Source organism: Mycobacterium gordonae (genome assembly GCF_017086405.1).
Classification (GTDB): domain Bacteria; phylum Actinomycetota; class Actinomycetes; order Mycobacteriales; family Mycobacteriaceae; genus Mycobacterium; species Mycobacterium gordonae_D.
This window is the reverse complement of the sequence record NZ_CP070973.1, coordinates 3,752,111-3,772,629: the sequence shown is the minus strand read 5'-3', so window position 1 is coordinate 3,772,629 and position 20,519 is coordinate 3,752,111. Positions and strand designations below refer to the sequence as shown.

The following is a 20,519-nucleotide window of genomic DNA, read 5'->3' as shown; positions in this document are numbered from 1 at the left end:
ACGGGGGGATTCATGCCGACGCATAAAGCGATTCACGTCCAGTCCGCAGGCGCACCGTTGGAGCTCGCCGACGCTGAGACCACCGCGCCCGGCCGCGGCGAAGTGCGCATCGCGGTTACCGCCTGCGGCATTTGCGGCACTGATGCGCACTTCGTCAACGGCGGGTTCCCCGACATGTCCTGGCCGCTGACGCCGGGCCACGAAATCGCCGGAACCATCGCCGAACTCGGTGCGGGTGTCGAAGAATTCGCGGTGGGTGATCGCGTCGCGGTCGGCTGGTTCGGAGGCAATTGCAACCACTGCGATCCGTGCCGCAAAGGCATTCTGATCCACTGTGCCAACGCCAAGGTGCCGAGCTGGCACTATCCCGGCGGCTACGCGGAGTCGGCCACGGTGCCGGCCACCGCGCTGGCGCGCATCCCGGAGGGACTCTCCGACGTCGAAGCGGCCCCGATGGGGTGTGCCGGCGTCACGACCTACAACGCGCTGCGTCATACCCGGGCCCTGCCCGGTGACCGGGTCGCGGTCCTCGGCGTGGGCGGTCTGGGCCACCTGGGTGTGCAGTGGGCCCGCGCGATGGGATTTGAAACGATCGCCGTGGCGCGAGGCACCGGCAAAGCGGGGGACGCCAAGAAACTCGGTGCCCACCATTACATCGACTCCACCAGCGTCAACGTCTCCGAAGCGCTACGCACCCTGGGCGGCGTCGCGGTGGTGCTGGCGACGGCCGGCAATTCGAAGGCGATGGCCGATACGGTCGGCGGACTCCTGCCCCAGGGTGAACTGGTGACGATCGGGGTGACGCCCGAGCCGCTTCCAATCAGTCCGGTCCAACTGATCACCCCTGGGCTCAGCATCATCGGCCATCCCTCCGGGACAGCGAAAGATATCGAGGAGACCATGCATTTCGCTCTTCTGTCGGGCGTACGCGCGTGGATCGAGGAGTTGCCGCTGGCACAGGCAGCCGACGGCTACGCGGCGTTGGAACAGGGCCGGGCCCACTACCGCACCGTGCTCACGGTCTGACCCATGGCCGCCGACCAGCATGCCGCGTGGACATTCGACGCTGCCGACGGCGAACTGACGTTGCACACCGGGGTTGCCGGGCGTGCGGCCCGGATGGGTCACCGGCTAACGATTGCGATGACGCGTTGGCGGACAAGTGTGCATTGGGTTGCGGATCAACCTAATTCGGCGAACCTGGTGGTCGAGGTGGACTCGCTGGAGGTATTGAGAGGCGAAGGCGGCGTCAAAGGCCTGTCCGGGCCCGAAAAGGTGCTGGTGCGCTCGAATGCGCTGAAGTCGTTGTCGGCGAACAAGTTTCCCGAGATCCGCTTCGATGCTGACTCCATCGAGAAGACCGAGGACGGCTATCGACTCAGCGGAAAGGTGCGGATCCGAGGCACCGTGCGTGACCATGTCGTCGATCTGCACACCGAAGAACTCGCCGACTCCTGGCGTCTGTCCCTGCAGTCCACCGTTCGCCAGAGCGATTTCGGCGTCAAGCCCTACTCACTGTTGATGGGGTCCCTGCAGGTGGCCGATGAGGTGACAGTCTCCTTCACCGCTACCCCGGGCAAGCCCTGACCGGTTATTCCGGTGGGCGCCCGGGCTCCGAGAAGGTGCCGGGGATGTGTTCGAGCACCCGGCTCAGCCGCAACGGGCCGTCCGTCTGATCCGGTTCGGGCACGGCCGCCGGGGGTTGGCCGCCCGGCGTTGGATCCTCCACCTGTTCGCCGGAGGTAAGCCGCACCGGCTCCTGCTGTGCCGAAGGGGCGACCGGAGCGGCTTGCGCGGTAGGGGGCATGGGCGACGGCGCCACCGCCTCGGCCACCCGGGGGGTGGACCGGTGCGCGGGTTGGGGCGGAGCGGAATCCTTGTCCGGGGCGAATTGCAGGCCCAGAGCCAGTGAGACCGACGCAACGAAGGTCACCGCGGCGGCTGCCAGCGTGGTTGCCGCCCCGGCGTACTGCCGCGAGTGCACGGACGCGGAGGTCACGGGTGCGGCGGCGGCGCCGGCCGCGAGGAGCTCGGCGTCGGTGAATTCGGTGCTCTGTGCGGCCGCGAGTGCGGCGCCGCGTGCGACGGTCACCTGCGCCATGGTCTGGGCGAAGACCGGGACCGGCAGAGCATTATCCAGCTGCCAGGAGAAGTCGCTGACGTCGTCCTGAGACCCGACCACCACCACTCCGGCCGGGCGCCAAGTGCTGCGGTCGAACATTCCGGTGAGCCACGACGTCAAACCGTCGTAGCCGCCCCGGACGTGCTTGACCGCGGTCTGAGACTCGCCTTCGCGGGTGTCCACCATCACCACGGTCGCCCACTCGCGTTCGAGGATGCACACCGCGGTCTGCTCGTAACCGATCACCGGCGCGATGGCCTGGGCGAGCGTTTCGACGGCATCGAGCTGGCGGACGGGCACGACATTGTCGAACCCGGCATCGGTGAGTGCCTCCAGCAGCAGCGCGGCCTGAGCTGAGGCTTCGTCACTCCAGGTCACTCCGACGACCCGCAACCGGCGGTCAACGGAGTCGGCAACGTCACGGGCCCGCATGACTTCGGCGGTCACCTGCTGCGCGGTGCTCACGGCACGCACCCCGTGACTGTTCTGCGAGCCGTCCCCCAACGGCACCTCGCGGTGGTCGAGGATGGTGCCGTCAGCGCCGTGTCCTTCGGCAAGGACCCACCCGACGGTGGACGGCGTCACCGATAGCCCGAGTACCGTATCCAAATTTCGCACCTCAATCGGTCCCGTGACGCACCGCGTTGCTCAGCCCGGCCACAGGCACCAAGGGGCGAGGTGCTGTGGCTCGGGAGTGCCGGAATGGCCCGGGATAGCTTGTCTGCAGTCGGCTTGCTCGGAGCGAGCCTACGCGTTCGCGGCGAGTTCGTCTTGGTCGGTGTTCATCTGTGCGGAAACCCCCAGGTGACACTCAAACACCGGTGACCCGCGCACCCGATCGACCGAAAGCTGTGCCTGCGCCGGCGCGGTAAACGCCTCTCACGTTGCTCCACGCACCGGTTGGGACCCGGGTACAGGTTGGGTCGGCGCCCTTGCGGGTTTGCGACTCCACCCGATTTCAAGTGCGTAACGCCTGCATAACGCCGCGGCGTGTGTTGCGTCCGGGCGTGTCGGCCGAAGGCTATAACGAATGCGGTGATCCGGCGAGGCTTCGAGTAACACAGTTGCTGTATCCACGGCGGTAACCGATATGGAACTGAAATGTGATTGCGTCCGAATCGACATTCTGCCCAGTCACGCGGTAAGTTCTGCCGGGAACAAAAGACATAAGGACAAGGGGCACAGGTATGACAGACGTGAGCGGGAAGATACGGGCCTGGGGTCGCCGACTCTTGGTCGGTGCGGCTGCGGCCGCAACCCTGCCGGGCCTGATCGGACTCGCCGGCGGTGCGCCGACCGCGGGAGCGTTCTCCCGGCCAGGTCTGCCAGTCGAGTACCTGCAGGTGCCGTCGGCGGCGATGGGACGCAGCATCAAGGTGCAGTTCCAGAGCGGCGGCGACAACTCGCCTGCGCTGTACCTGCTCGACGGCCTGCGTGCACAGGACGACTACAACGGCTGGGACATCAACACCGCGGCGTTCGAGTGGTACTACCAGTCGGGTATCTCGGTGGTCATGCCGGTCGGTGGCCAGTCCAGCTTCTACAGCGACTGGTACAGCCCGGCCTGCGGTAAGGCCGGTTGCTCCACCTACAAGTGGGAGACCTTCCTGACCAGTGAGCTGCCCTCGTATCTGCAGAGCAACCGCAGCGTCAAGCCGACCGGCAGTGCCGCCGTCGGTTTGTCGATGGCCGGCTCGTCGGCCATGATCCTGGCCGCCTACCACCCCGCCCAGTTCATCTACGCCGGTTCGCTGTCGGCGCTGCTGGACCCCTCGCAGGGCATGGGTCCGTCGCTGATCGGCCTGGCCATGGGTGACGCGGGTGGTTACAAGGCCTCGGACATGTGGGGTCCGTCCAGCGACCCGGCCTGGCAGCGCAACGACCCCACGCAGCAGATCCCGACGCTGGTCGCCAACAACACCCGCTTGTGGGTTTACTGCGGTAACGGCAAGCCCAGCGAACTGGGTGGGGCGAACCTGCCCGCGGAGTTCCTGGAGAACTTCGTCCGCAGCAGCAACCTGAAGTTCCAGGACGCCTACACCGCGGCCGGAGGCCACAACGCCGTGTTCAACTTTTCGAACGACGGAACGCACAGCTGGGAGTACTGGGGCCAGCAGCTGCAGGCCATGAAGGGCGACCTGCAGGGTGCCCTAGGCGCCCGGGCCTGACCCGCACCACACCGCTACTACTGCGCTCGACGGCAACCGCCGTCGAGCGCAGTAGTGCTTTGAGGGCATTTCCGCGGGGGCTAACCGCCGATCTCCCCGGTGACGTCGACCCAGTCCGTCAGGTCGGCGCGGTGATCGCTCGTGTTGCGGCATTCGCCGTACACCCGGGCTACACCCAGGTTCGCGTTCTCGTCGTCGCGGTAGATCAGCGCGGTGACTGCACCCCTCGCCAGCGACTTGCTGTACGGGTGCCCGCCGGGTGAGAGGCCTTCCACCCAGCCGTCCGCAACCAGCGCCGTGGCAACGGCCGGCAGATAGCTGTCGGCGCGGGTGTCGGCGGGGATCGTGAAGGTCAGATACACCGCGCCCTGGTACGGCGGATTGTCGCGGTCCCGGCACGACATCAATAAATAGCCGGCCGAGGTCGTGTGCAGCCGCCCGGCCGAGACGACATCCTTCGCGGCACCGACGGTCTGGACACGGCTCTGCTCGTCGGAAAGGGGCGGACCCGGACGATTGAGGGCGTCGCCGGGGGTCGCGTGCAGTTGGTCCACCGCCAGGAATGCGCCGCCGAGCACCAGGGAGATGCCGAAAGTGGCGGCGAGCAGGGACCGGGCCCGGGTCGAGCGCAACCAATCTGCACGCATGCCACCATTGTTGGACAGAGCAGTCGCCGAGGAGGGGCCGGGATGCCGCAGTTCGCAGCGCGGGCGTTGCTGATCGCGCTGACCACGACTTGCCTCACCGCCCCGTCGCAGGTCCGAGCCGAGGGCGCCGGCTCGTTGACCGCGCTGGTGGACGCGCTCGAAGAACGGCTGGCGATCGCCGAACCGGTGGCCGCATACAAGTGGAGCGCACACGCCGCGATCGCGGATCCGGTGCGCGTGGACCAGGAATTGTCGATCCTGCGCGAGGACGCGGCGTTCGCGAACGTCGACCCGGACTACGTCGCCCGCGTTTTCGGCGACCAGATCGCCGCCACCGAAGCCGTGGAGTACCGCCGATTCTCGGACTGGCAGCTCGACCCGGCCGCGGTGCCGCCGGAGCCGACGGATCTGGGGGCGTCCCGGGCCGCCATCGATGCGCTGAACACTAAGATTTTGTCTCACATATCACTTAACTGGAGTTTGCTGAACTCTCCCGCATGCGCGGGTCTGCTGCAGCAGGCCCGTGCCGACGTGACGCGACTGCGCAACCTGGACGACCTGTACCGACGTGCGCTTACCGCAGCAACGGCCTCCTACTGCCGGGCTCACCCGCCCGCGTGAGACCTCCGCCGAAGCGGCGTTTGCGCCAATCTCGATGCGGTAGACAACTGATCTCATAATTTTTTCTAGTCGGTAACGCTTTGAACACGCTCGGCGAAATGCCGGGCATGATGCACATCACAAAGCCCCTCATCAAGTCGGCTATCACGGCGGGATTCATCGCCACCGGCATGTCGTTGTCCACCGGCACCGCCGACGCGGACGCCATGAACTGGGAAGCCGTCGCACAGTGCGAGTCCGGCGGGAATTGGGCCGCCAACACCGGCAACGGCGCCTACGGCGGGCTGCAGTTCAAGCAAGCCACCTGGGAGGAATACGGCGGCGTCGGCAACCCGGCAAAAGCCTCCAAACAGCAACAAATCGCCGTGGCGAACAAGGTCTTGGCCGGTCAGGGCCCGGGCGCCTGGCCGAAGTGCGCCAGCGCCGGCGGTATGGGGCCCGGGATCGCGCAACTGCCCAAGCCCGGTCAGACGCTGACCCAGACCATCAGCCAGATCATCGGGATGTTCACCCCCAAACAATGACTATCGGCGGGGCGGTGCGTTTCGTTACAGCGGACGTGATTGGATCCTCCTATGGAGGGTTCAGCAACAGTTCATATGGCGGCGCCGGCGGACAAGATCTGGGAATTAATTGCCGATATTCGAAATACCGGACGCTTCTCACCGGAAACCTTCGAAGCCGAGTGGCTAGGTGAGGCGACCGGACCCGAGCTCGGGGCGCGGTTTCGCGGCCACGTCCGCCGCAACGAGATCGGGCCGGTGTACTGGACCACCTGTGAGGTGACCGCCTGCGAACCCGCTCGCGAGTTCGGGTTTGCTGTCCTAGTCGGCGACCGAGTGGTCAACAACTGGCACTACCGGCTCGTGCCGGCAGGTGACGGGACGGACGTCACCGAGTCGTTCCGGCTCGCGCCGTCCCCGTTCAACAACGTCTACATGGTGTTGGGAGGCTTCTTACGTAAACGCCGCAATATACGAGACATGACGAAGACGCTGCATCGCATCAAAGATGTGGTCGAAGCAGGCTGAGGGGCTGGGCGGAGATCAGATCGATGAAGTCGATATTCATCACTGGTGCGGGCAGCGGGATGGGCCGGGAAGGCGCAAAGCTGTTCCACGGCAAGGGTTGGCGCGTCGGCGCCATCGACCGCGCCGACGACGGCCTGGCCGCGCTGAGCGTGGAGTTGGGTGCCGGGTTGTGGACGCGCACCGTCGACGTGACCGACAAGGCCGCGCTCGACGCGGCGCTGGCCGACTTCTGCGCCGGCAACGCCGGTGGCGGACTCGACATGATGTGGAACAACGCCGGTATCGGTGAGGGCGGCTGGTTCGAGGACGTGCCGTACGACGCCGCCATGCGGGTGGTTGACGTGAACTTCAAGGCTGTGCTGACGGGCGCCTACGGGGCACTCCCCTACCTGAAGAAGGCGCCGGGCAGCCTGATGTTCTCGACGTCATCGTCCTCAGGCACCTACGGCATGCCGCGCATCGCCGTCTATTCGGCGACCAAGCACGCGGTCAAGGGGCTGACGGAGGCGCTCAGCGTGGAGTGGCAGCGCCACGGCGTGCGGGTGGCCGACGTGCTGCCGGGGCTGATCGACACCGCCATCCTCACCTCGACGCCGCAGCACTCCGGCGGGTCGGAGACCCCGATGACGCGCGCGGAACTGCAGGCCGCGGCACCCAAGCGCGGGATGTTCCGCCTCATGCCGGCGTCCAGCGTGGCAGAGGTGGCGTGGCAGGCATACCAGCATCCGACTCGGCTGCACTGGTACGTGCCCGGCAGCATCCGGTGGATCGACCGACTCAAAGGCATCAGCCCGGAGTTCGTTCGAAATCGCATCCTCAAAGAACTGCCCAGGCTGGACCCCAAACAGCAATAATGTGTGCGAGCCGTGCGCGCTCGGCCCCAACATCGGAGGTGTCTGTGCAGAACCGGATGGTCGCAACGGCAGCAATCGGGCTGGCAGTGTCCGGCGTCGTGTCCGGCTGTGGAGGTGCCCAGATACTGCCCCGCAAGGCCGCTCACCTCACCCTCGACGGCGCCGCCCACACCACCCGTCCACCGGCGTGCAGCCAGATCCAGGCATACCGGACCATCGACATTCGCGACCGGGATGGTCAGGTGCAGGCGGTGGTACTGATCAGCGGCGACCGGGTGATCCCCCAGTTCGTGAAGATCCGCAACATCGACGGGTTCACCGGCAGCTATTACGAGGGCGGGGTGGGCGACGCGCACGTGGACGTCAACAAGAACTCCTACACGATCACCGGCAGCGCGTCCGGCATCAACAGCAGCAACCCGAACAAGGTCGTGACGACGGATTTCAAGATCAGCGCCGAGTGCTGAGCGGATACCCTGGCATCAGACCACTCGATCGATGGAGTAACGGTGAGGGACAGACTGCACTGGTTCGCGATGCACGGCGTGGTCCGCGGGGTAGCCAAACTCGCGGTCCGGCGAGGTGACCTGCAAGCCCGATTGATCGCCGATCCCGTTGTCGCGGATGACCCGGTGCCGTTCTATGACGAAGTTCGAAGCCGCGGCGCACTGGTTCGCAACCGGGCGAACCTGATGACGGTCGACCACCGCCTCGCCCACGATCTTCTGCGATCAGACGATTTCCACGTCATCAACTTCGGCGACAGCCTGCCAAAACCATTGCGCTGGCTCGAATCTCGTACCCGCGACCACCGGTTACACCCACTGCGGCCGCCGTCGCTGCTGGCGGTCGAACCGCCCGATCACACCCGCTACCGCAAAACGGTCTCGGCGGTGTTCACCTCGCGGGCGGTGGCCGCGCTGCGTGACCGTGTTCAGCAGACAGCGGACGAGTTGCTGGATCAATTGGTGGACCGGCCCGGCGGCGTCGACATCGTCGGGCGGTACTGCTCCCAGCTACCCATTACCGTCATCAGTGAGATCCTCGGCGTGCCGGAATACGACCGGCGGCGCGTCCTGGAGTTCGGCGAGTTGGCCGCTCCGAGTTTGGATATCGGCTTGCCCTGGCAACAGTACGTCCGCGTGCAGCGGGGCGTCTCAGGCTTCAACGCGTGGCTGGTGCAGCATTTAAGTCAACTGCGCCGTACTCCCGGTGACGACCTGATGAGCCAATTGATCCAAATCGCTCAAAGTGGTAGCGAGGAAAGCTATCTCGACGACACCGAGTTGCAGGCGGTTGCCGGCCTGGTACTGGTCGCAGGTTTCGAGACCACCGTCAACCTGCTGGGCAACGGAATACGGATGCTGCTCGATCATCCTGACCAGCTGGACAAATTGCGTGATCGGCCGGAACTGTGGCCCAACGCTGTGGAAGAGATCCTGCGACTGGACTCGCCGGTACAGCTCACAGCACGGGTCGCCGGCCGCGACGTCGAGGTGGCGGGGATGCCGATCTACCGCGGCGAGGTGGTGGTGATCTACCTTGCCGCCGCCAACCGTGACCCGTCGGTGTTCGCTGACCCGCACCGCTTTGATATTGAAAGGGTCAATGCGGGAAGGCATCTCGCCTTCTCGACCGGACGACACTTCTGTCTGGGCGCCGCGCTGGCCCGGTCCGAGGGGGAAGTGGGATTGCGCACCTTCTTCGACCGCTTCCCCGACGTGCAGGCAGCCGGCGCGGGCAGCCGGCGCAGCACGCGGGTCCTGCGCGGCTGGTCGACGCTGCCGGTGCAGCTTGGCCCGGCCAGGTCGCTGGCTACGCGCTAGTCCGCTCGGTGGCGGCGGCCGCTCACGCCGAGCAGAACCCGGCGACGCTGTGCTTCGTGCCTGTCGGCGGAGTTTCGTACTGATCGGAGGCGATTACCTCGGCGACATAGCGTTGCCGACCCCGCGGCTGCCGAACATGTGGTGCGGGCTGTGGTTGACACCCGTGCGGCGGCCGAGTTAATTGACGGGTATGACGGAAGTGATCACAGCTGAGAACGTCGTGACCGGAATGTGGCAAGCGCTGTCGAGGCGGGACTGGGATGCGGTCAAGACGTTTCTTTCCGAGGACTGCCTCTACGTCGACATGCCGGTCCCGGCCGTATCGGCTCGTGGCCCTCAAGACATCGTCGCGCGGCTGAAGATCGGACTAGAACAGCTGGCGGGCTACGAAAACCACGATGGCGTCCTGTTGGCCGACGGCTGCGACGTCATGTACGAGCACTCCGAGACCTGGACTTTTCAGACCGGCGAGCGAGGGGTGCTCAGGTTTGTCACGGTGCACAAGGTCGCGGACGGCAAAATCACTGTCTGGAAAGACTATTGGGACATGAATAGCCTGGTGGCGTTCGCGCCCCCGCAACATTTCGAAAACCTGGCGGGCGGCGACACGTCCTGGATCTTTGACGCCAGCGCCTTGGTCTAGATGCCCCACGCGGCCTATGAGGCGATGCGCGCGGCGCATCTCGCTGCCGTGCAGGCCGCTCTGACAGATCATGTCGGGCGCCTGAGTTGGTCGCGGCCACAGATCGTGCGGTACCAGCGCCACCGGTTGCGGGCACTGTTGACCTACGCCAAGGAGCGGTCCTCGTTCCATGCGCGGCGACTGGCGGCGCTCGATACCTCGCGCGCCACCGTCGCCGACCTGGCTTTGCTGCCCATGATGACCAAGCAGGACGCCCAACAGAACTGGGACACCATCGTCACCGCACCCGGGTTGAACAGGGCGGCAGCGGAGCGGACTCTCGCTGAGCAGCAATGGTTTCGCTACGCCGACGAGTACCAGATCTTCAGCTCCGGCGGGTCCAGCGGGGTGCGCGGAGTCTACGTCTGGGACTGGGACTTCTACATTTCGGCAGCCTGTCTGGCCTGGCGGGTGCAGGCCCACGAAGAGCAATCGGCGCACCGGAGTCCGGCCCGCTTGGCGGTCTTGACGGCCGGCGTTCCCCCACATGCCAGCACACCGTTGTTCGATGTGCCGACCGTCGCCGGCATGCAGACCGTCGTGATCGCCGCCGGCGCACCGTTCGACGAGGTGCTCGCGGCGGTCGAAGCCGCACAACCGACGCATCTGGTGGGCTATCCGACCACGATTGGACGCCTGGCGCGCGCCTCCGCCGCCGGCGATGTGCACCTCGCGCCGGTGCGGGTGAGTACTAATTCCGAGCCGTTGCTCGACGAGGACCGCCAGGCGATCTCCCGAGCCTGGCACCCGATGATCCACAACCTCTGGGGCTCAACCGAGATCGGGGTACAGGCGGTCGGCTGCGGCCGCGGTGGCGGGTTGCACGTATGCGAGGACGAGGTTGTGCTGGAGCGCGTGGACGCCCACGGGGCGCCGGTCGGTTTACACGAGCCCGCGGTGCGAACGCTTGCCACCGGATTGGCCAACCGGACGTTTCCCTTCATCCGCTATGACCTCGGCGATCAGGTGGCGCCGCTGACCGGCGACTGCCCCTGCGGCAGTGCATTCGCCCGGGTCGCCGACATCGGGGGCCGCCAGGACGACGACTTCCGCTACGCAGACGTCACGGTGCCCCCGATCGCCTTTCGGCACGTCCTCGGAACCGACGCCGGTATCTCGGAGTACCAGGTCATCCAGACCGGATCCGGCGCCGACATCATGGTGGTCGGCACGCCGGAGATCTCGGCGCTCACCGCCGCCCTGGTGGCCGCCCTGCGCCGGCACGGGTTGGCTCAGCCGGTGATCCGAATCCGGTTGACCGACAAGCTGACCCGTCACCAGGCCAGCGGCAAGCTGCGCCGTTTCATCCCCCTGGGCTGATCGGACCACGAGGATCGCCACTGGCAAGGCGGTAGATGCGGGCGGCGTTGTGGTGAGCGACCAGGTCGACCACCCTGATCGCATCCATCTCGGTCCAGTCGCCCGCCTCGACGAAGCCGTGCAGTACGCGGTCGATCCCGCTGCGCCACAGGGCAGCTCCCAGGAAATGCAACTCCGCGGGTCCGAATCCGTCCGACGAATAGAGGATCTTGCGAAACGGCGCCAGCTCTAGGAGCCGCGCGATGAAGGCCGGGGCCCGGGCAGCCAGATGGTTCACGGACAGCCCGCCGTCGACATAGACGTTGTTGAAAGCCTGAGCCAGGTACCCGGCTTCACGCTCGTAGGGGTAGCAGTGCAGCAACACGATCGGCGTCTGGCCCGAGTTGCGCAGAAAGTCGAGCAGATGAAGCGGATTCGTCTTGTGCAGATCACAATCGCGGTCGCCGAAACCCACATGGAATTGCAGCGGTTTGCCCAGCCGCAACGCCTGGTACAACCCGAAGCGCAGCAGCACCCGATCGCACAGTCGCACGCCACCCTGATCGCGCCAGCGCTGCGCCGCGGCCCGCACCTCACTCGCGGAGGGCTCGCTCAGGTCGCCTTCGAACCCGCCCCGGTAGGCCAGGATCGACTTGGTGCCAACGGCGCCGGCGGCGCGCCGGTTCAGAATCTCTTCGAACGCCGACGCGTAATCGTCGCCGGCTCGCGCGGCCTGCTCGGCCACCTGCTCCAAGCGGACCACTTCGTAGGCGCGGCGACCGGACAGTGCGCTGAATTCGGCGAGATCGGTCACGCCTTCGGCGAATCCGGTGTCGACTAGCCAGTTACTCACTCCCGCGGCAGGCAGGAACAGTCGGGCTAATTCAGTTTCATTGAACTGGTTGCGGCGTTCCCAATAGTCCTGTGCATCAACATGTCTGGGCAACCCCAGCACGGCGGCGCAGTGATTGCGCACCGCGAAACCAAGTTGGGTGTCGAAACCGGAATCGAAATCGGCGAGCGGCTGGGTGTTGGCCTCGTTGAGCGCGTTCTCGAAACGCCGGCGGTCGCCCGCGGTCGACCAACAGCCGTGTACATGCTGGTCGATCAGCGCCACCTGCCGAATGTGCTGCGACAAATCGGATTTCGCCGCGGATATCATAGGCTCCAGGCCATCCGGAACTTTTCGGTGAGCTCTGCCGGTTCAAGGTCGGCGTAGCGATCATGCTCCATCCGGCGTACCGCGGTGACCAAGTCGACCACCGGATCGCCGAGCAATCTCCGCATTAGCGCCGAATCATTCAGTGCGGCAATGGCTTGCATCTGATCGGCGGGCAGGAGCCGGGTTCCGGCGCACGCCCGGTCCGCTTCGGACTGGAGCGCCGGGTCGATCGTCGTTTCCGGCGGCAGCGGCGCCTCGGTGGTGATTCCGTCGAGTGCCAGCGCGAGAATCGCTGCCGAGGCCAAGTACGGATTGGCCGAGGGATCGACGACCTTCACCTCGACGTTGGCGCCGTGCGGGTTTGCCGGTCCGCCCTCGATGAACCGCACGGCGGCCTCCCGGTTCTCGATGCCCCAGCAAGCGTAGGCGCCGGCCCAGTTGCCGGGTTGCATCCGCAGGCCGGACACAATCGAGGCGGACAGAATCCCCTGAGCCTGCGGTAACCCGCGCAACACTCCCGCTACCGCAGACTGCCCCGCCTTCGTCATACCGCCTGGACCGGTTCCGCCCGAGAACAGCGGCCCCTCGGGCATGCTCAGGGAGAAGTGTTGGTGGGCGCCCGATCCCACACTGCCGGCGAACGGTGCGGGTGACAGGCTGATTCGCATCCCGTGCCGGCGGGCTGCGCGGCCGATGATGATCCGCATCAGCACCAGCTGGTCGGCAGCGGCCACCGGTGGCTGCGGCGGCAGCGAGAGCTCGAACTGATTCGGCCCGTACTCAGGATGGAACTGCTCGATCGCTACTCCGGCCGATGTCGCGTCGGCCGTCACCTCCCGGACGAACGCCTCGTACTCGAGGGCTCCGACCATTCCGTATGGCGCCCACAGCGCTGTCGGCAACTGGCCGCCCAGGGCATCAACCAGCAGGAACTCGATTTCGTGCCCGACGGCGGCCTCGATGCCGGCGGTCTCGAGGGCGGCTTCGATCCGCCCGAGCGTTCCCCGGCTGCAGGCCGGAACCGGCGTTCCGTCCTGCTCGAAGAATCCGGCTGGTGACCACGCGAGCCCGTCGCCGATGATGCGCAACCCGGACAGGTCCAGACGCAGGCGCTGATCGCCGACCACGCCAACATCGTCGGTGAATGCGATGCCGGTTTGGTCGATCGTGAGCGCGTTCCAGACCGGACTGGCCCCCAGGCCGGGATCGGCGAACGCGTTGGTCCGCCGGATCGGCACGGTCTTGGCCAGGGTGAGCCCCGCAGGGTTCACCACGGTGCCGATCACGGTGTCGACGCCCTCGGCCTCGAGTTGGGCGATGGCCGCAGCGGCGAGCGGGGTGGCAGTCATGCCAGCCATTGTGCGGTGCCGGCGGTTGCCGGCCTAGTCAGGCTCGGCTGGGCAGGGTGAGTTTGCACGCCTGGCCGATGTCCAGGGTCCGCAGCACCCGGCCCATGCCCACCCACAACGCGCACGAGATAGCGAGGTCGGCGAGCAACTCATCGGAGAAATGTTCGGCGGCCCGGTTCCAGAAGTCCTCGTCGTCGCGCAGTGCGGTGTGGTCGGTGGAGAAGCGGTGAGCGAACTCGGCCGCCAGCCGCTCCTGATCGCTGTAGCCCGCCCAGGTCCGCCACTCGTGCGCGTGATGGTAAAGGTCCTCGTCCACCCCAGCCGCCGGGCCGTCGGCGTCGCGCGTGTTGGCGCACACGATGCATTCGTTGTTGTTGGCGATCACGGCGCGGGCAATCTCGCGGGTGCGCAGCGGCAGCCGGTTACTGGTGTAGACCGCTCGGCTGAAATTGGCCATGGCCCCGCCGAGTTCAGGGGATTTCAAGACCCAGCCGGCTACATCGTCATCCGCGAAACTACCGATTCGGCTCATGGCGCGATGGTACGCCCGGCCGATCCGCTGTTGAACCGCCCACCTGGTCGGTGCTTGCCTCAGTGCAGATGACGACCGAGTTCGACGCATGCTGTTCTCGCGCAGACCCTGGCGGTGAGGTGTCCTGACCGGATGTGGTCGGTGGCTGGCCGCGGCGGCGGAGATGCACTCAGCGCTGCTGAACAGCGGGTCTGGGCCGGGCGCCCACAGTGTTGTCCGTGTGGTAAACCGACGGGTTGGGCGCCGGACAGAGGATGCCAATGTTGCCTGGCGGCTGGCATCCGATCAGCGACCCGCAATAACCTCGGGCGCGCTGCCTTCACTCCAATCGCGTTGCGCGATAACGCGGTACGCGACCCGGCCGAGCGCGGCCTCGACCTGGTCGCGGTCCGGTCGGACCGCGAATCCGGGTGATCGGAACAGTTTGTCGATGATCCAGGCCAGCAGCAGTGAATACACATACTGCACCTGTTCAACGCCCGCGGGTGTGAGCCGCAGCCGGTCGCCGTCGCGCATCACGTAGCCGGTGGTGACCAACCGGTTGAAGGTGGGTTCCAGCACCTCGAACGGTATCTGCAGGTGGTCACCGATGTCGGTGAGGCGCGCGGTGCCGAAGAACTGAAGGTAGCGGTTGACGCGCAGCAATGCCCACAGTCCGGCGACGTCGAGTCGGCAATCCGGCCGCAGGGCGATGCTGCGCAGCCGCACCCCCGGTTCGCCGCGCAGCATGCGCGCAATCGCGTTCTCCAACAGCTGTTCCGGGGTATCGGTGGTCGGCATGCCAAAGCCGTCGCCAAGATCGACGGAACTGTTGTGAATGTCGCGCAACGGCACCTCGCGCAGGAACAGTGCCAGGATGAATCCCGCCGCGGCTACCGGTGCGGCCCAGAGGAACACCTGGCAAAGCGACTCGGCGTAGGCGTGCACGACCGGTGCGGCCACGGCCGCCGGCTGCCGATGCAGCGCGGCAGGTGAGCTGACCGCGTCCCGGGGTGTGCCGGATGTGGCCAGCGCCGCGGCCAATCTCGAGCTCAGGAAGTTCACGAACAGCGAACCGAAGATGGCCGCCCCGAATGAGCTGCCGATGGTACGGAAGAAGCTCACCCCGGAGGTGGCCACGCCGAGATCCTCGAAGTCGGAGGTGTTCTGCACGATGAGCACCAGCACCTGCATCGACAATCCGATGCCGGCGCCCAGGATGAACAGGTAAACCGACTGGAGCAGCGCTGAGGTCGAGTTGTCCATGGTGGACATCGACAGAAAAGCCAGCGTCATCAGCGCGGTGCCGGCGACCGGGAAGATCTTGTAACGCCCGGTGCGGCCGACGATGCTGCCGCTGCCCGTGGAGGTGATCAGCATGCCGACCACCATCGGCAGCGTGCGCAGCCCCGACGTGGTGGCGGACACTCCGTTCACGTACTGCATGAAGGTCGGCAGGAACGTCATCGCGCCGAGCATCGCGAACCCGACGACGAACGACAGCACGCAGCACACGGCGAAGACTGGACTGGCGAACAACCGGATCGGCAGAATCGGTGCGGTCGCACGGTTTTCCACCCAGACGAACACGCCCAGGGTGACCGCGGCGCCGGCGAACAAACCGATGATGGTCGGCGACCCCCAGGGGTAGACGGTGCCTCCCCAACTGGTGGCCAGGGTCAGCGCGGCGGCGCTCAGGCCGATGAACACGATCCCGGCGTAATCCACCGCGGGTTTGGTCGTCCGCCCGGTCTTCGAGGTCAGCGCCGGGATTGCCGCGGTCGCCACACAGATTACGACCAGCGACACCGGCAGATTGATCCAGAAGGCCCAGCGCCAGGTGAGATAGTCGGTGAAATAGCCGCCGAGCAACGGGCCCACGACCGTGGTGACACCGAAGACCGCGCCAAGGATTCCCTGGTAGCGCCCGCGCTCGCGAAGCGGCACCACTTCACCGATCAGCGCGCTGGCGGTGACCGCGATGGCGCCGCCGCCGATGCCCTGCAGGGCTCGCGATCCCACCAGCATGGTCATGGACTGCGCCAGACCACAGAGCACCGATCCAGCGATGAAGAACAGGACCGCGGCCTGGAAAACCCGTTTGCGGCCGTACAGGTCGCCGAGTTTGCCGACCAGGGCGGTGACGATCGTGGAGGCCAACAGATAACTGGTGACCACCCACGACTGTCGGCCGGCATCGCCGAGGTCGGCGACGATGGTCGGCAGGGCGGTGGCGACGATGGTCTGGTCGAGCGCCGCGAGCAGCATCCCGAGCACGATGGCGACGAAGATGAGATTGCGTCGCTGAGCAGTGATCGGCGCGCTGCCGGGCCCGGTATCGGCAGGTGCGGCAACTGTCGTGGTCGTCATTCCCGTCTCTCGGTCGGCGCAAGGCGAAAGCGCACCCTGGATGCCCCCGATCGGCGATTTCTAACCGGTGCCAGTGCGCCGCTCCGCCAGGTCGTCCAGGTCCTGATACCAGTCGCGTGCCACCAGCACCCCGTCGGTGATGCGTTGCAGAGCCGCGTCGAATTCGGCGTGATCCGGTTGGACGGCGACGTCGTCCGATACCGCTAGGTGATCGGTGAGCCACCGGCGGATCAGTCCCGACACCGAGTCGACTTGGCGCTGCCCGGCCGCGGTGAGCGTCAATCGGTCACCGTCGCGCACGGCGTATCCGGCCTCGGCCAGACGATCGAAGACCGGCTGGAGGACCTGCGGCGGCACGTGCAGATGTGCGGCGATATCGGTCAATTGCGCGGTTTCGAAGAACCGCTGGTATTGGCAAATCCGGAGCGCTCCCCACAGTCCGGCCACGTCGAGTTCGCAACCCGGTTGCTCGGCAATATCGTCGAGCTTGACCTTGGGCGCCTCCGCCAGCAGGTGTCCGACGGCGATTTCCAGGATATCTTCGGGCGATTTGGTTCTGGGCACCGCAAAGCCGTCCCCCAGGCAACCGGGGCTGTCGTGAATATCGTTGAGGGGAGCCTCCCGCAGGCACAGCGCGAAGATGAATCCGACCAGCGCGATAAATGCGGCGCAGAGAAATACTTGTGAAAGCGACCCGGCGTAGGCCCGCACGATCGGGGCGGCCACGTTTTGCGGAAGCCGGTGCAGGGCGCTCGGGGAATGCGCGGCAGCGGCGGGCACACCGGCGGCGTGCAACGCCGCATCTATTCGTCGACTCAGGAAGTTGGCGAATAGTGCGCCGAATATCGCTGCGCCGAACGAACCTCCGACCACGCGAAAGAAGGTGACGCCCGAGGTGGCCACGCCCAGGTCTTCGAAACGCGAGGTGTTCTGGACGATGAGGATCAGGACCTGCATGGAGAAGCCGATGCCGGCCCCGAGTATGACCAGATAGAACGCCTGCACGGGCCACGGCGTCGCTTCGTCCATGCGTGCCATCAGTAGAAACCCCACGGCCATCAACGCCGTACCCGCCAGCGGGAAGATCTTGTACCGACCCGTCCTTCCGACCAGGATTCCCGCGGCCACCGATGTGGTCAGCAGGCCGAGCACCATGGGCAGCGTTCGCAACCCCGAGGTGGTTGCCGAGACGCCGTCGACGTAACGCAGGTACATGGGCACGAAGGTCAGTGCGCCCAGCATCGCGAAACCGACGAGCAACGACAGCACGGAGCACACCGCGAATACCGGGCTGCGAAACAGGCGGGGCGGCAGGATGCCGGCAGGAGCCCGGCTCTCCACCCAGATGAAGGCACCCAGCGTCACGACGGCCCCGAGGAACAGCCCGATGATTGGCGCCGAGCTCCAGGCGTAGTTGGTGCCACCCCAGCTGGTGGCCATGATCAGCGCCGTCATCGCCACCGCGATCAGCAGTATCCCCAGGTAGTCGATGGCCGGCCTGGGACGGCGGGGCAACGCGGGGATGGCGGCCGCGGTCAGGGCCATGATGCCGATCGTCACCGGCATGTTCACCCAGAACGCCCATCGCCAATTCATGTAGTCGGTAAAGATCCCTCCGAACAACGGGCCGGCGACCGTGGTGACCCCGAACACCGCACCCAGGATTCCCTGATAACGGCCGCGGTCGCGAAGTGGAAAGACCTCGCCGATCAGGGCGGCGGCCGTGACCGAAATGGCACCGGCGCCGATGCCCTGCAGCGCGCGGGAGACCGACAGCATGGCCATCGAGTCCGATAACCCACACAGCACCGAGCCGGCCAGGAACAGCGCGACCGAGCTCTGCAGCACCCGTTTACGGCCCAGTAGGTCGCCGAGTTTGCCCGCTACCGGAATGACCACGATGCCGCCCAACAGGTAGGCCGCGACCACCCAGGACTGGTGAATGGAGTCGCCCAGGTCTTCCACAATCGTGGGAAGTGCTGGCACGACCACGGTCTGGTCCATCGCCGCCATCAGGACGGCGAGCATTAGCCCCGCGAAGATGACATTGCGGCGCACCGGACTGATCGAGGCGCACGGGACCGGGGTGCCGCCGGAGGCGGTCGTCGGTGCGGTCGGGCTCGTCATCGTTGACTCCCGTCAGTGTCGGAGCCCGCGGGGTGGCCCCGGATTAAGTTGGCGGCCGGGAGACGCACTGCGCCGAGTACAGCGCCTCTCCGAGTTTGTCCATCAATTCCAGCTGCGTCTGAAGATAGTCGAGATGAAGTTCTTCGTCGGCAACGATTTTTTCTAACAGTTGGGCGCTGGTGGTGTCCTGCTTTTCACGGCACATGACGATTCCCGGTTTCAGCCTATTCAGCACCTCGATTTCGATCGCCATATCCGCTTCGAATTGCTCGCGCAGCGTCTGGCCGACGCGCAATGAGCCGATGCGCTGGTAGTTCGGCAGACCGTCGAGCAACAAGATGCGATCGGTGATCTCTTCGGCGTGCCGCATTTCATCGAACGACTCGGCCCGGGTGTGCTGCGCCAGTTCGGTGAAACCCCAGTTCTCTTGCATCTTCGCGTGCAGAAAATACTGGTTGATGGCCGTCAGTTCGCTGGTCAACTGCTCGTTGAGAAGACGTAAGACGTCTGGATCGCCTTGCATGATCACTCCTACGGTGTGGAGGCTGTCAGTCGATCCGCGGGCGGGCTGGGCTGGAGCGCGCCGTGCGGGTAGGACGGCACGGTTGAGTGCCGATCTCAATCTAGTGCAGCCGAGGCGAGTGAGCCCACGCTTAATTGCGTCGTCGGCGCGTCCCGCCGCGGCGCAATCGCGATCAGCGATTTTAAGTTAGGTTAGACTCGGCTAACCGACTTAGGTTAGACTCCACTAATATGACCACACAGTACGCGCTTCCCTCATTTGCGGGTGATGTTTGCTGATGTACGTGTGCCTGTGCGTCGGAGCCACTAACCAGACGGTGTGTGACGCCGTCGCCCGGGGCGCGTCGACCTCAAAGGAAGTAGCCGCTCTGTGCGGTGCGGGTGGCGACTGTGGACGCTGTCGCCGCACGCTGCGCGCAATCATCTCCGCTGCCCGCATGGACCAGCCTGAACTTCAGCCCGCATCGTCCGCCTAGCGCCGGCGGTTGCCGAAATCCGCCAACGCCGCGGCGTTGGCCTGTGCGCCCATCAGTTCGGCGAAGTGCGCGTTCTCTCGCGCTGTCGCGGCCGCGATCTGTGGCCGGATCGGCTCGACCATTGTGTGCTTGACCGCCATCAGGCTAGAAATCGGTCGGGCGGCAAGGATTTCCGCGTGCCGACGGGCTTCGGGCAGCAGTTCTTCTGGCGCACAGATCCGCCACACCAGACCCATTCGCAATGCCTCGTGGGCGTCGACCCACTCTGAGGACATCAGCAGCCAGGCGGCGTTCTGGCGGCCCACCAGCTGTGGCAACAGATACGACGATGCCGCCTCCGGGGCCACCCCGAGGCTGGTGAACGGGCATTTGAGCCGTGCGGTGGTCGACATGAAGGCCAGATCGGCATAGCCCAGGATGGTGGTCCCGATGCCCAGCCCGACGCCGTTGACAGCGCAGATCAGCGGTTTGGGAAAGGCGCTGAGTGCCTCGACCAATCCGCGGAAACCGTACTTGCCCGGCGTGAAGTCGGGGTCGGAGATCATCGCCTGCATGTCGGCCAGGTCGGTTCCGGCGCTGAAGGCGCGGCCGGCGCCGGTCAGCAGCACCACAGCGACCTCGGGATCCTCGGCGGCATCCAACAGGGCCTGGGCGGTGGCGTCGTAGAGCGCTTCATTGAACGCGTTGAGGGCCTCGGGTCGGTTCAATGTCAGCGTGCGCACGCGGTTTTCGTCATTGATCAGCAGCGTCAC

21 protein-coding genes are annotated in these 20,519 nt (G+C 65.9%); 12 read left to right on the top strand and 9 right to left on the bottom strand.

What is annotated here, in order from left to right; all coding sequences use genetic code 11:
• The first annotated feature begins 12 nt into the window (after window positions 1–12).
• Window positions 13–1,026, top strand: a complete 1,014-nt coding sequence (locus tag JX552_RS15970; RefSeq protein ID WP_205873042.1) for an alcohol dehydrogenase catalytic domain-containing protein — start codon at window positions 13–15, stop codon at window positions 1,024–1,026.
• 3 nt (window positions 1,027–1,029) lie between these two features.
• A complete protein-coding gene (locus tag JX552_RS15965) occupies window positions 1,030–1,587 on the top strand; it encodes a YceI family protein (protein WP_205873041.1) in 558 nt (185 codons plus the stop codon).
• 4 nt (window positions 1,588–1,591) lie between these two features.
• Here JX552_RS15965 and JX552_RS15960 read toward each other — a convergent pair whose 3' ends face one another.
• On the bottom strand, window positions 1,592–2,731 hold the full coding sequence (locus JX552_RS15960; RefSeq protein ID WP_205873040.1) for a DUF7159 family protein: 1,140 nt from the start codon (window positions 2,729–2,731) through the stop codon (window positions 1,592–1,594).
• Window positions 2,732–3,309: 578 nt separating this feature from the next.
• Here JX552_RS15960 and ag85B point away from each other — a divergent pair.
• Entirely contained in the window at window positions 3,310–4,290 is a 981-nt protein-coding gene (ag85B, locus tag JX552_RS15955; RefSeq protein WP_205873039.1) for a diacylglycerol acyltransferase/mycolyltransferase Ag85B, read from the top strand.
• 80 nt (window positions 4,291–4,370) lie between these two features.
• Here ag85B and JX552_RS15950 read toward each other — a convergent pair whose 3' ends face one another.
• Window positions 4,371–4,937: a hypothetical protein gene (locus JX552_RS15950; RefSeq protein ID WP_205873038.1), complete on the bottom strand. Its 567-nt coding sequence runs from the start codon at window positions 4,935–4,937 to the stop codon at window positions 4,371–4,373.
• 42 nt (window positions 4,938–4,979) lie between these two features.
• On the opposite strand from JX552_RS15950, the gene JX552_RS15945 reads away from it, so the two are divergent.
• The 8 genes from JX552_RS15945 (at window position 4,980) to JX552_RS15910 (ending at window position 11,271) form a co-directional block, all read left to right on the top strand.
• A complete protein-coding gene (locus tag JX552_RS15945; RefSeq protein ID WP_205873037.1) occupies window positions 4,980–5,558 on the top strand; it encodes a chorismate mutase in 579 nt (192 codons plus the stop codon).
• 107 nt (window positions 5,559–5,665) lie between these two features.
• On the top strand, window positions 5,666–6,082 hold the full coding sequence (locus tag JX552_RS15940; protein WP_205878477.1) for a transglycosylase family protein: 417 nt from the start codon (window positions 5,666–5,668) through the stop codon (window positions 6,080–6,082).
• Window positions 6,083–6,133: 51 nt separating this feature from the next.
• Window positions 6,134–6,589: an SRPBCC family protein gene (locus tag JX552_RS15935; protein WP_205873036.1), complete on the top strand. Its 456-nt coding sequence runs from the start codon at window positions 6,134–6,136 to the stop codon at window positions 6,587–6,589.
• Window positions 6,590–6,612: 23 nt separating this feature from the next.
• The gene (locus tag JX552_RS15930) at window positions 6,613–7,443 is read left to right on the top strand and encodes an SDR family oxidoreductase (protein WP_205873035.1); all 831 of its coding nucleotides are present in this window, start codon (window positions 6,613–6,615) and stop codon (window positions 7,441–7,443) included.
• 56 nt (window positions 7,444–7,499) lie between these two features.
• Window positions 7,500–7,910, top strand: coding sequence for a lipoprotein LpqH (locus JX552_RS15925; RefSeq protein ID WP_241011150.1), 411 nt, complete (start codon window positions 7,500–7,502; stop codon window positions 7,908–7,910).
• 42 nt (window positions 7,911–7,952) lie between these two features.
• Entirely contained in the window at window positions 7,953–9,269 is a 1,317-nt protein-coding gene (locus tag JX552_RS15920) for a cytochrome P450 (protein ID WP_205873033.1), read from the top strand.
• Window positions 9,270–9,468: 199 nt separating this feature from the next.
• A complete protein-coding gene (locus JX552_RS15915; RefSeq protein WP_205878476.1) occupies window positions 9,469–9,912 on the top strand; it encodes a limonene-1,2-epoxide hydrolase family protein in 444 nt (147 codons plus the stop codon).
• A complete protein-coding gene (locus tag JX552_RS15910; RefSeq protein WP_205873032.1) occupies window positions 9,913–11,271 on the top strand; it encodes a phenylacetate--CoA ligase family protein in 1,359 nt (452 codons plus the stop codon).
• Here JX552_RS15910 and JX552_RS15905 read toward each other — a convergent pair.
• From JX552_RS15905 to bfr, 6 genes are all read right to left on the bottom strand, one after another.
• The gene (locus tag JX552_RS15905) at window positions 11,255–12,412 is read right to left on the bottom strand and encodes an amidohydrolase family protein (RefSeq protein WP_205873031.1); all 1,158 of its coding nucleotides are present in this window, start codon (window positions 12,410–12,412) and stop codon (window positions 11,255–11,257) included. The two genes, JX552_RS15910 and JX552_RS15905, sit on opposite strands and share 17 nt — an antisense overlap.
• Complete coding sequence (locus JX552_RS15900) at window positions 12,409–13,761, bottom strand: type I glutamate--ammonia ligase (protein WP_205873030.1); 1,353 nt, start codon at window positions 13,759–13,761, stop codon at window positions 12,409–12,411. Before JX552_RS15900 ends, JX552_RS15905 begins: the two co-directional genes overlap by 4 nt.
• A 37-nt stretch (window positions 13,762–13,798) precedes the next feature.
• Window positions 13,799–14,293, bottom strand: coding sequence for a carboxymuconolactone decarboxylase family protein (locus JX552_RS15895; protein ID WP_205873029.1), 495 nt, complete (start codon window positions 14,291–14,293; stop codon window positions 13,799–13,801).
• 285 nt (window positions 14,294–14,578) lie between these two features.
• Complete coding sequence (locus JX552_RS15890; RefSeq protein ID WP_205873028.1) at window positions 14,579–16,642, bottom strand: MDR family MFS transporter; 2,064 nt, start codon at window positions 16,640–16,642, stop codon at window positions 14,579–14,581.
• Between the two features lie 60 nt (window positions 16,643–16,702).
• Window positions 16,703–18,769, bottom strand: coding sequence for an MDR family MFS transporter (locus tag JX552_RS15885; RefSeq protein WP_205873027.1), 2,067 nt, complete (start codon window positions 18,767–18,769; stop codon window positions 16,703–16,705).
• A gap of 43 nt (window positions 18,770–18,812) precedes the next feature.
• Window positions 18,813–19,292 (bottom strand): bacterioferritin, encoded by a 480-nt coding sequence (bfr, locus tag JX552_RS15880; protein ID WP_205873026.1) that lies wholly within the window; start codon window positions 19,290–19,292, stop codon window positions 18,813–18,815.
• A gap of 277 nt (window positions 19,293–19,569) precedes the next feature.
• Here bfr and JX552_RS15875 point away from each other — a divergent pair, with 277 nt between their 5' ends.
• The gene (locus tag JX552_RS15875; RefSeq protein WP_205873025.1) at window positions 19,570–19,767 is read left to right on the top strand and encodes a (2Fe-2S)-binding protein; all 198 of its coding nucleotides are present in this window, start codon (window positions 19,570–19,572) and stop codon (window positions 19,765–19,767) included.
• Here JX552_RS15875 and JX552_RS15870 read toward each other — a convergent pair.
• The gene (locus JX552_RS15870; protein ID WP_205873024.1) at window positions 19,764–20,519 is read right to left on the bottom strand and encodes an enoyl-CoA hydratase/isomerase family protein; all 756 of its coding nucleotides are present in this window, start codon (window positions 20,517–20,519) and stop codon (window positions 19,764–19,766) included. The genes JX552_RS15875 and JX552_RS15870 overlap by 4 nt on opposite strands.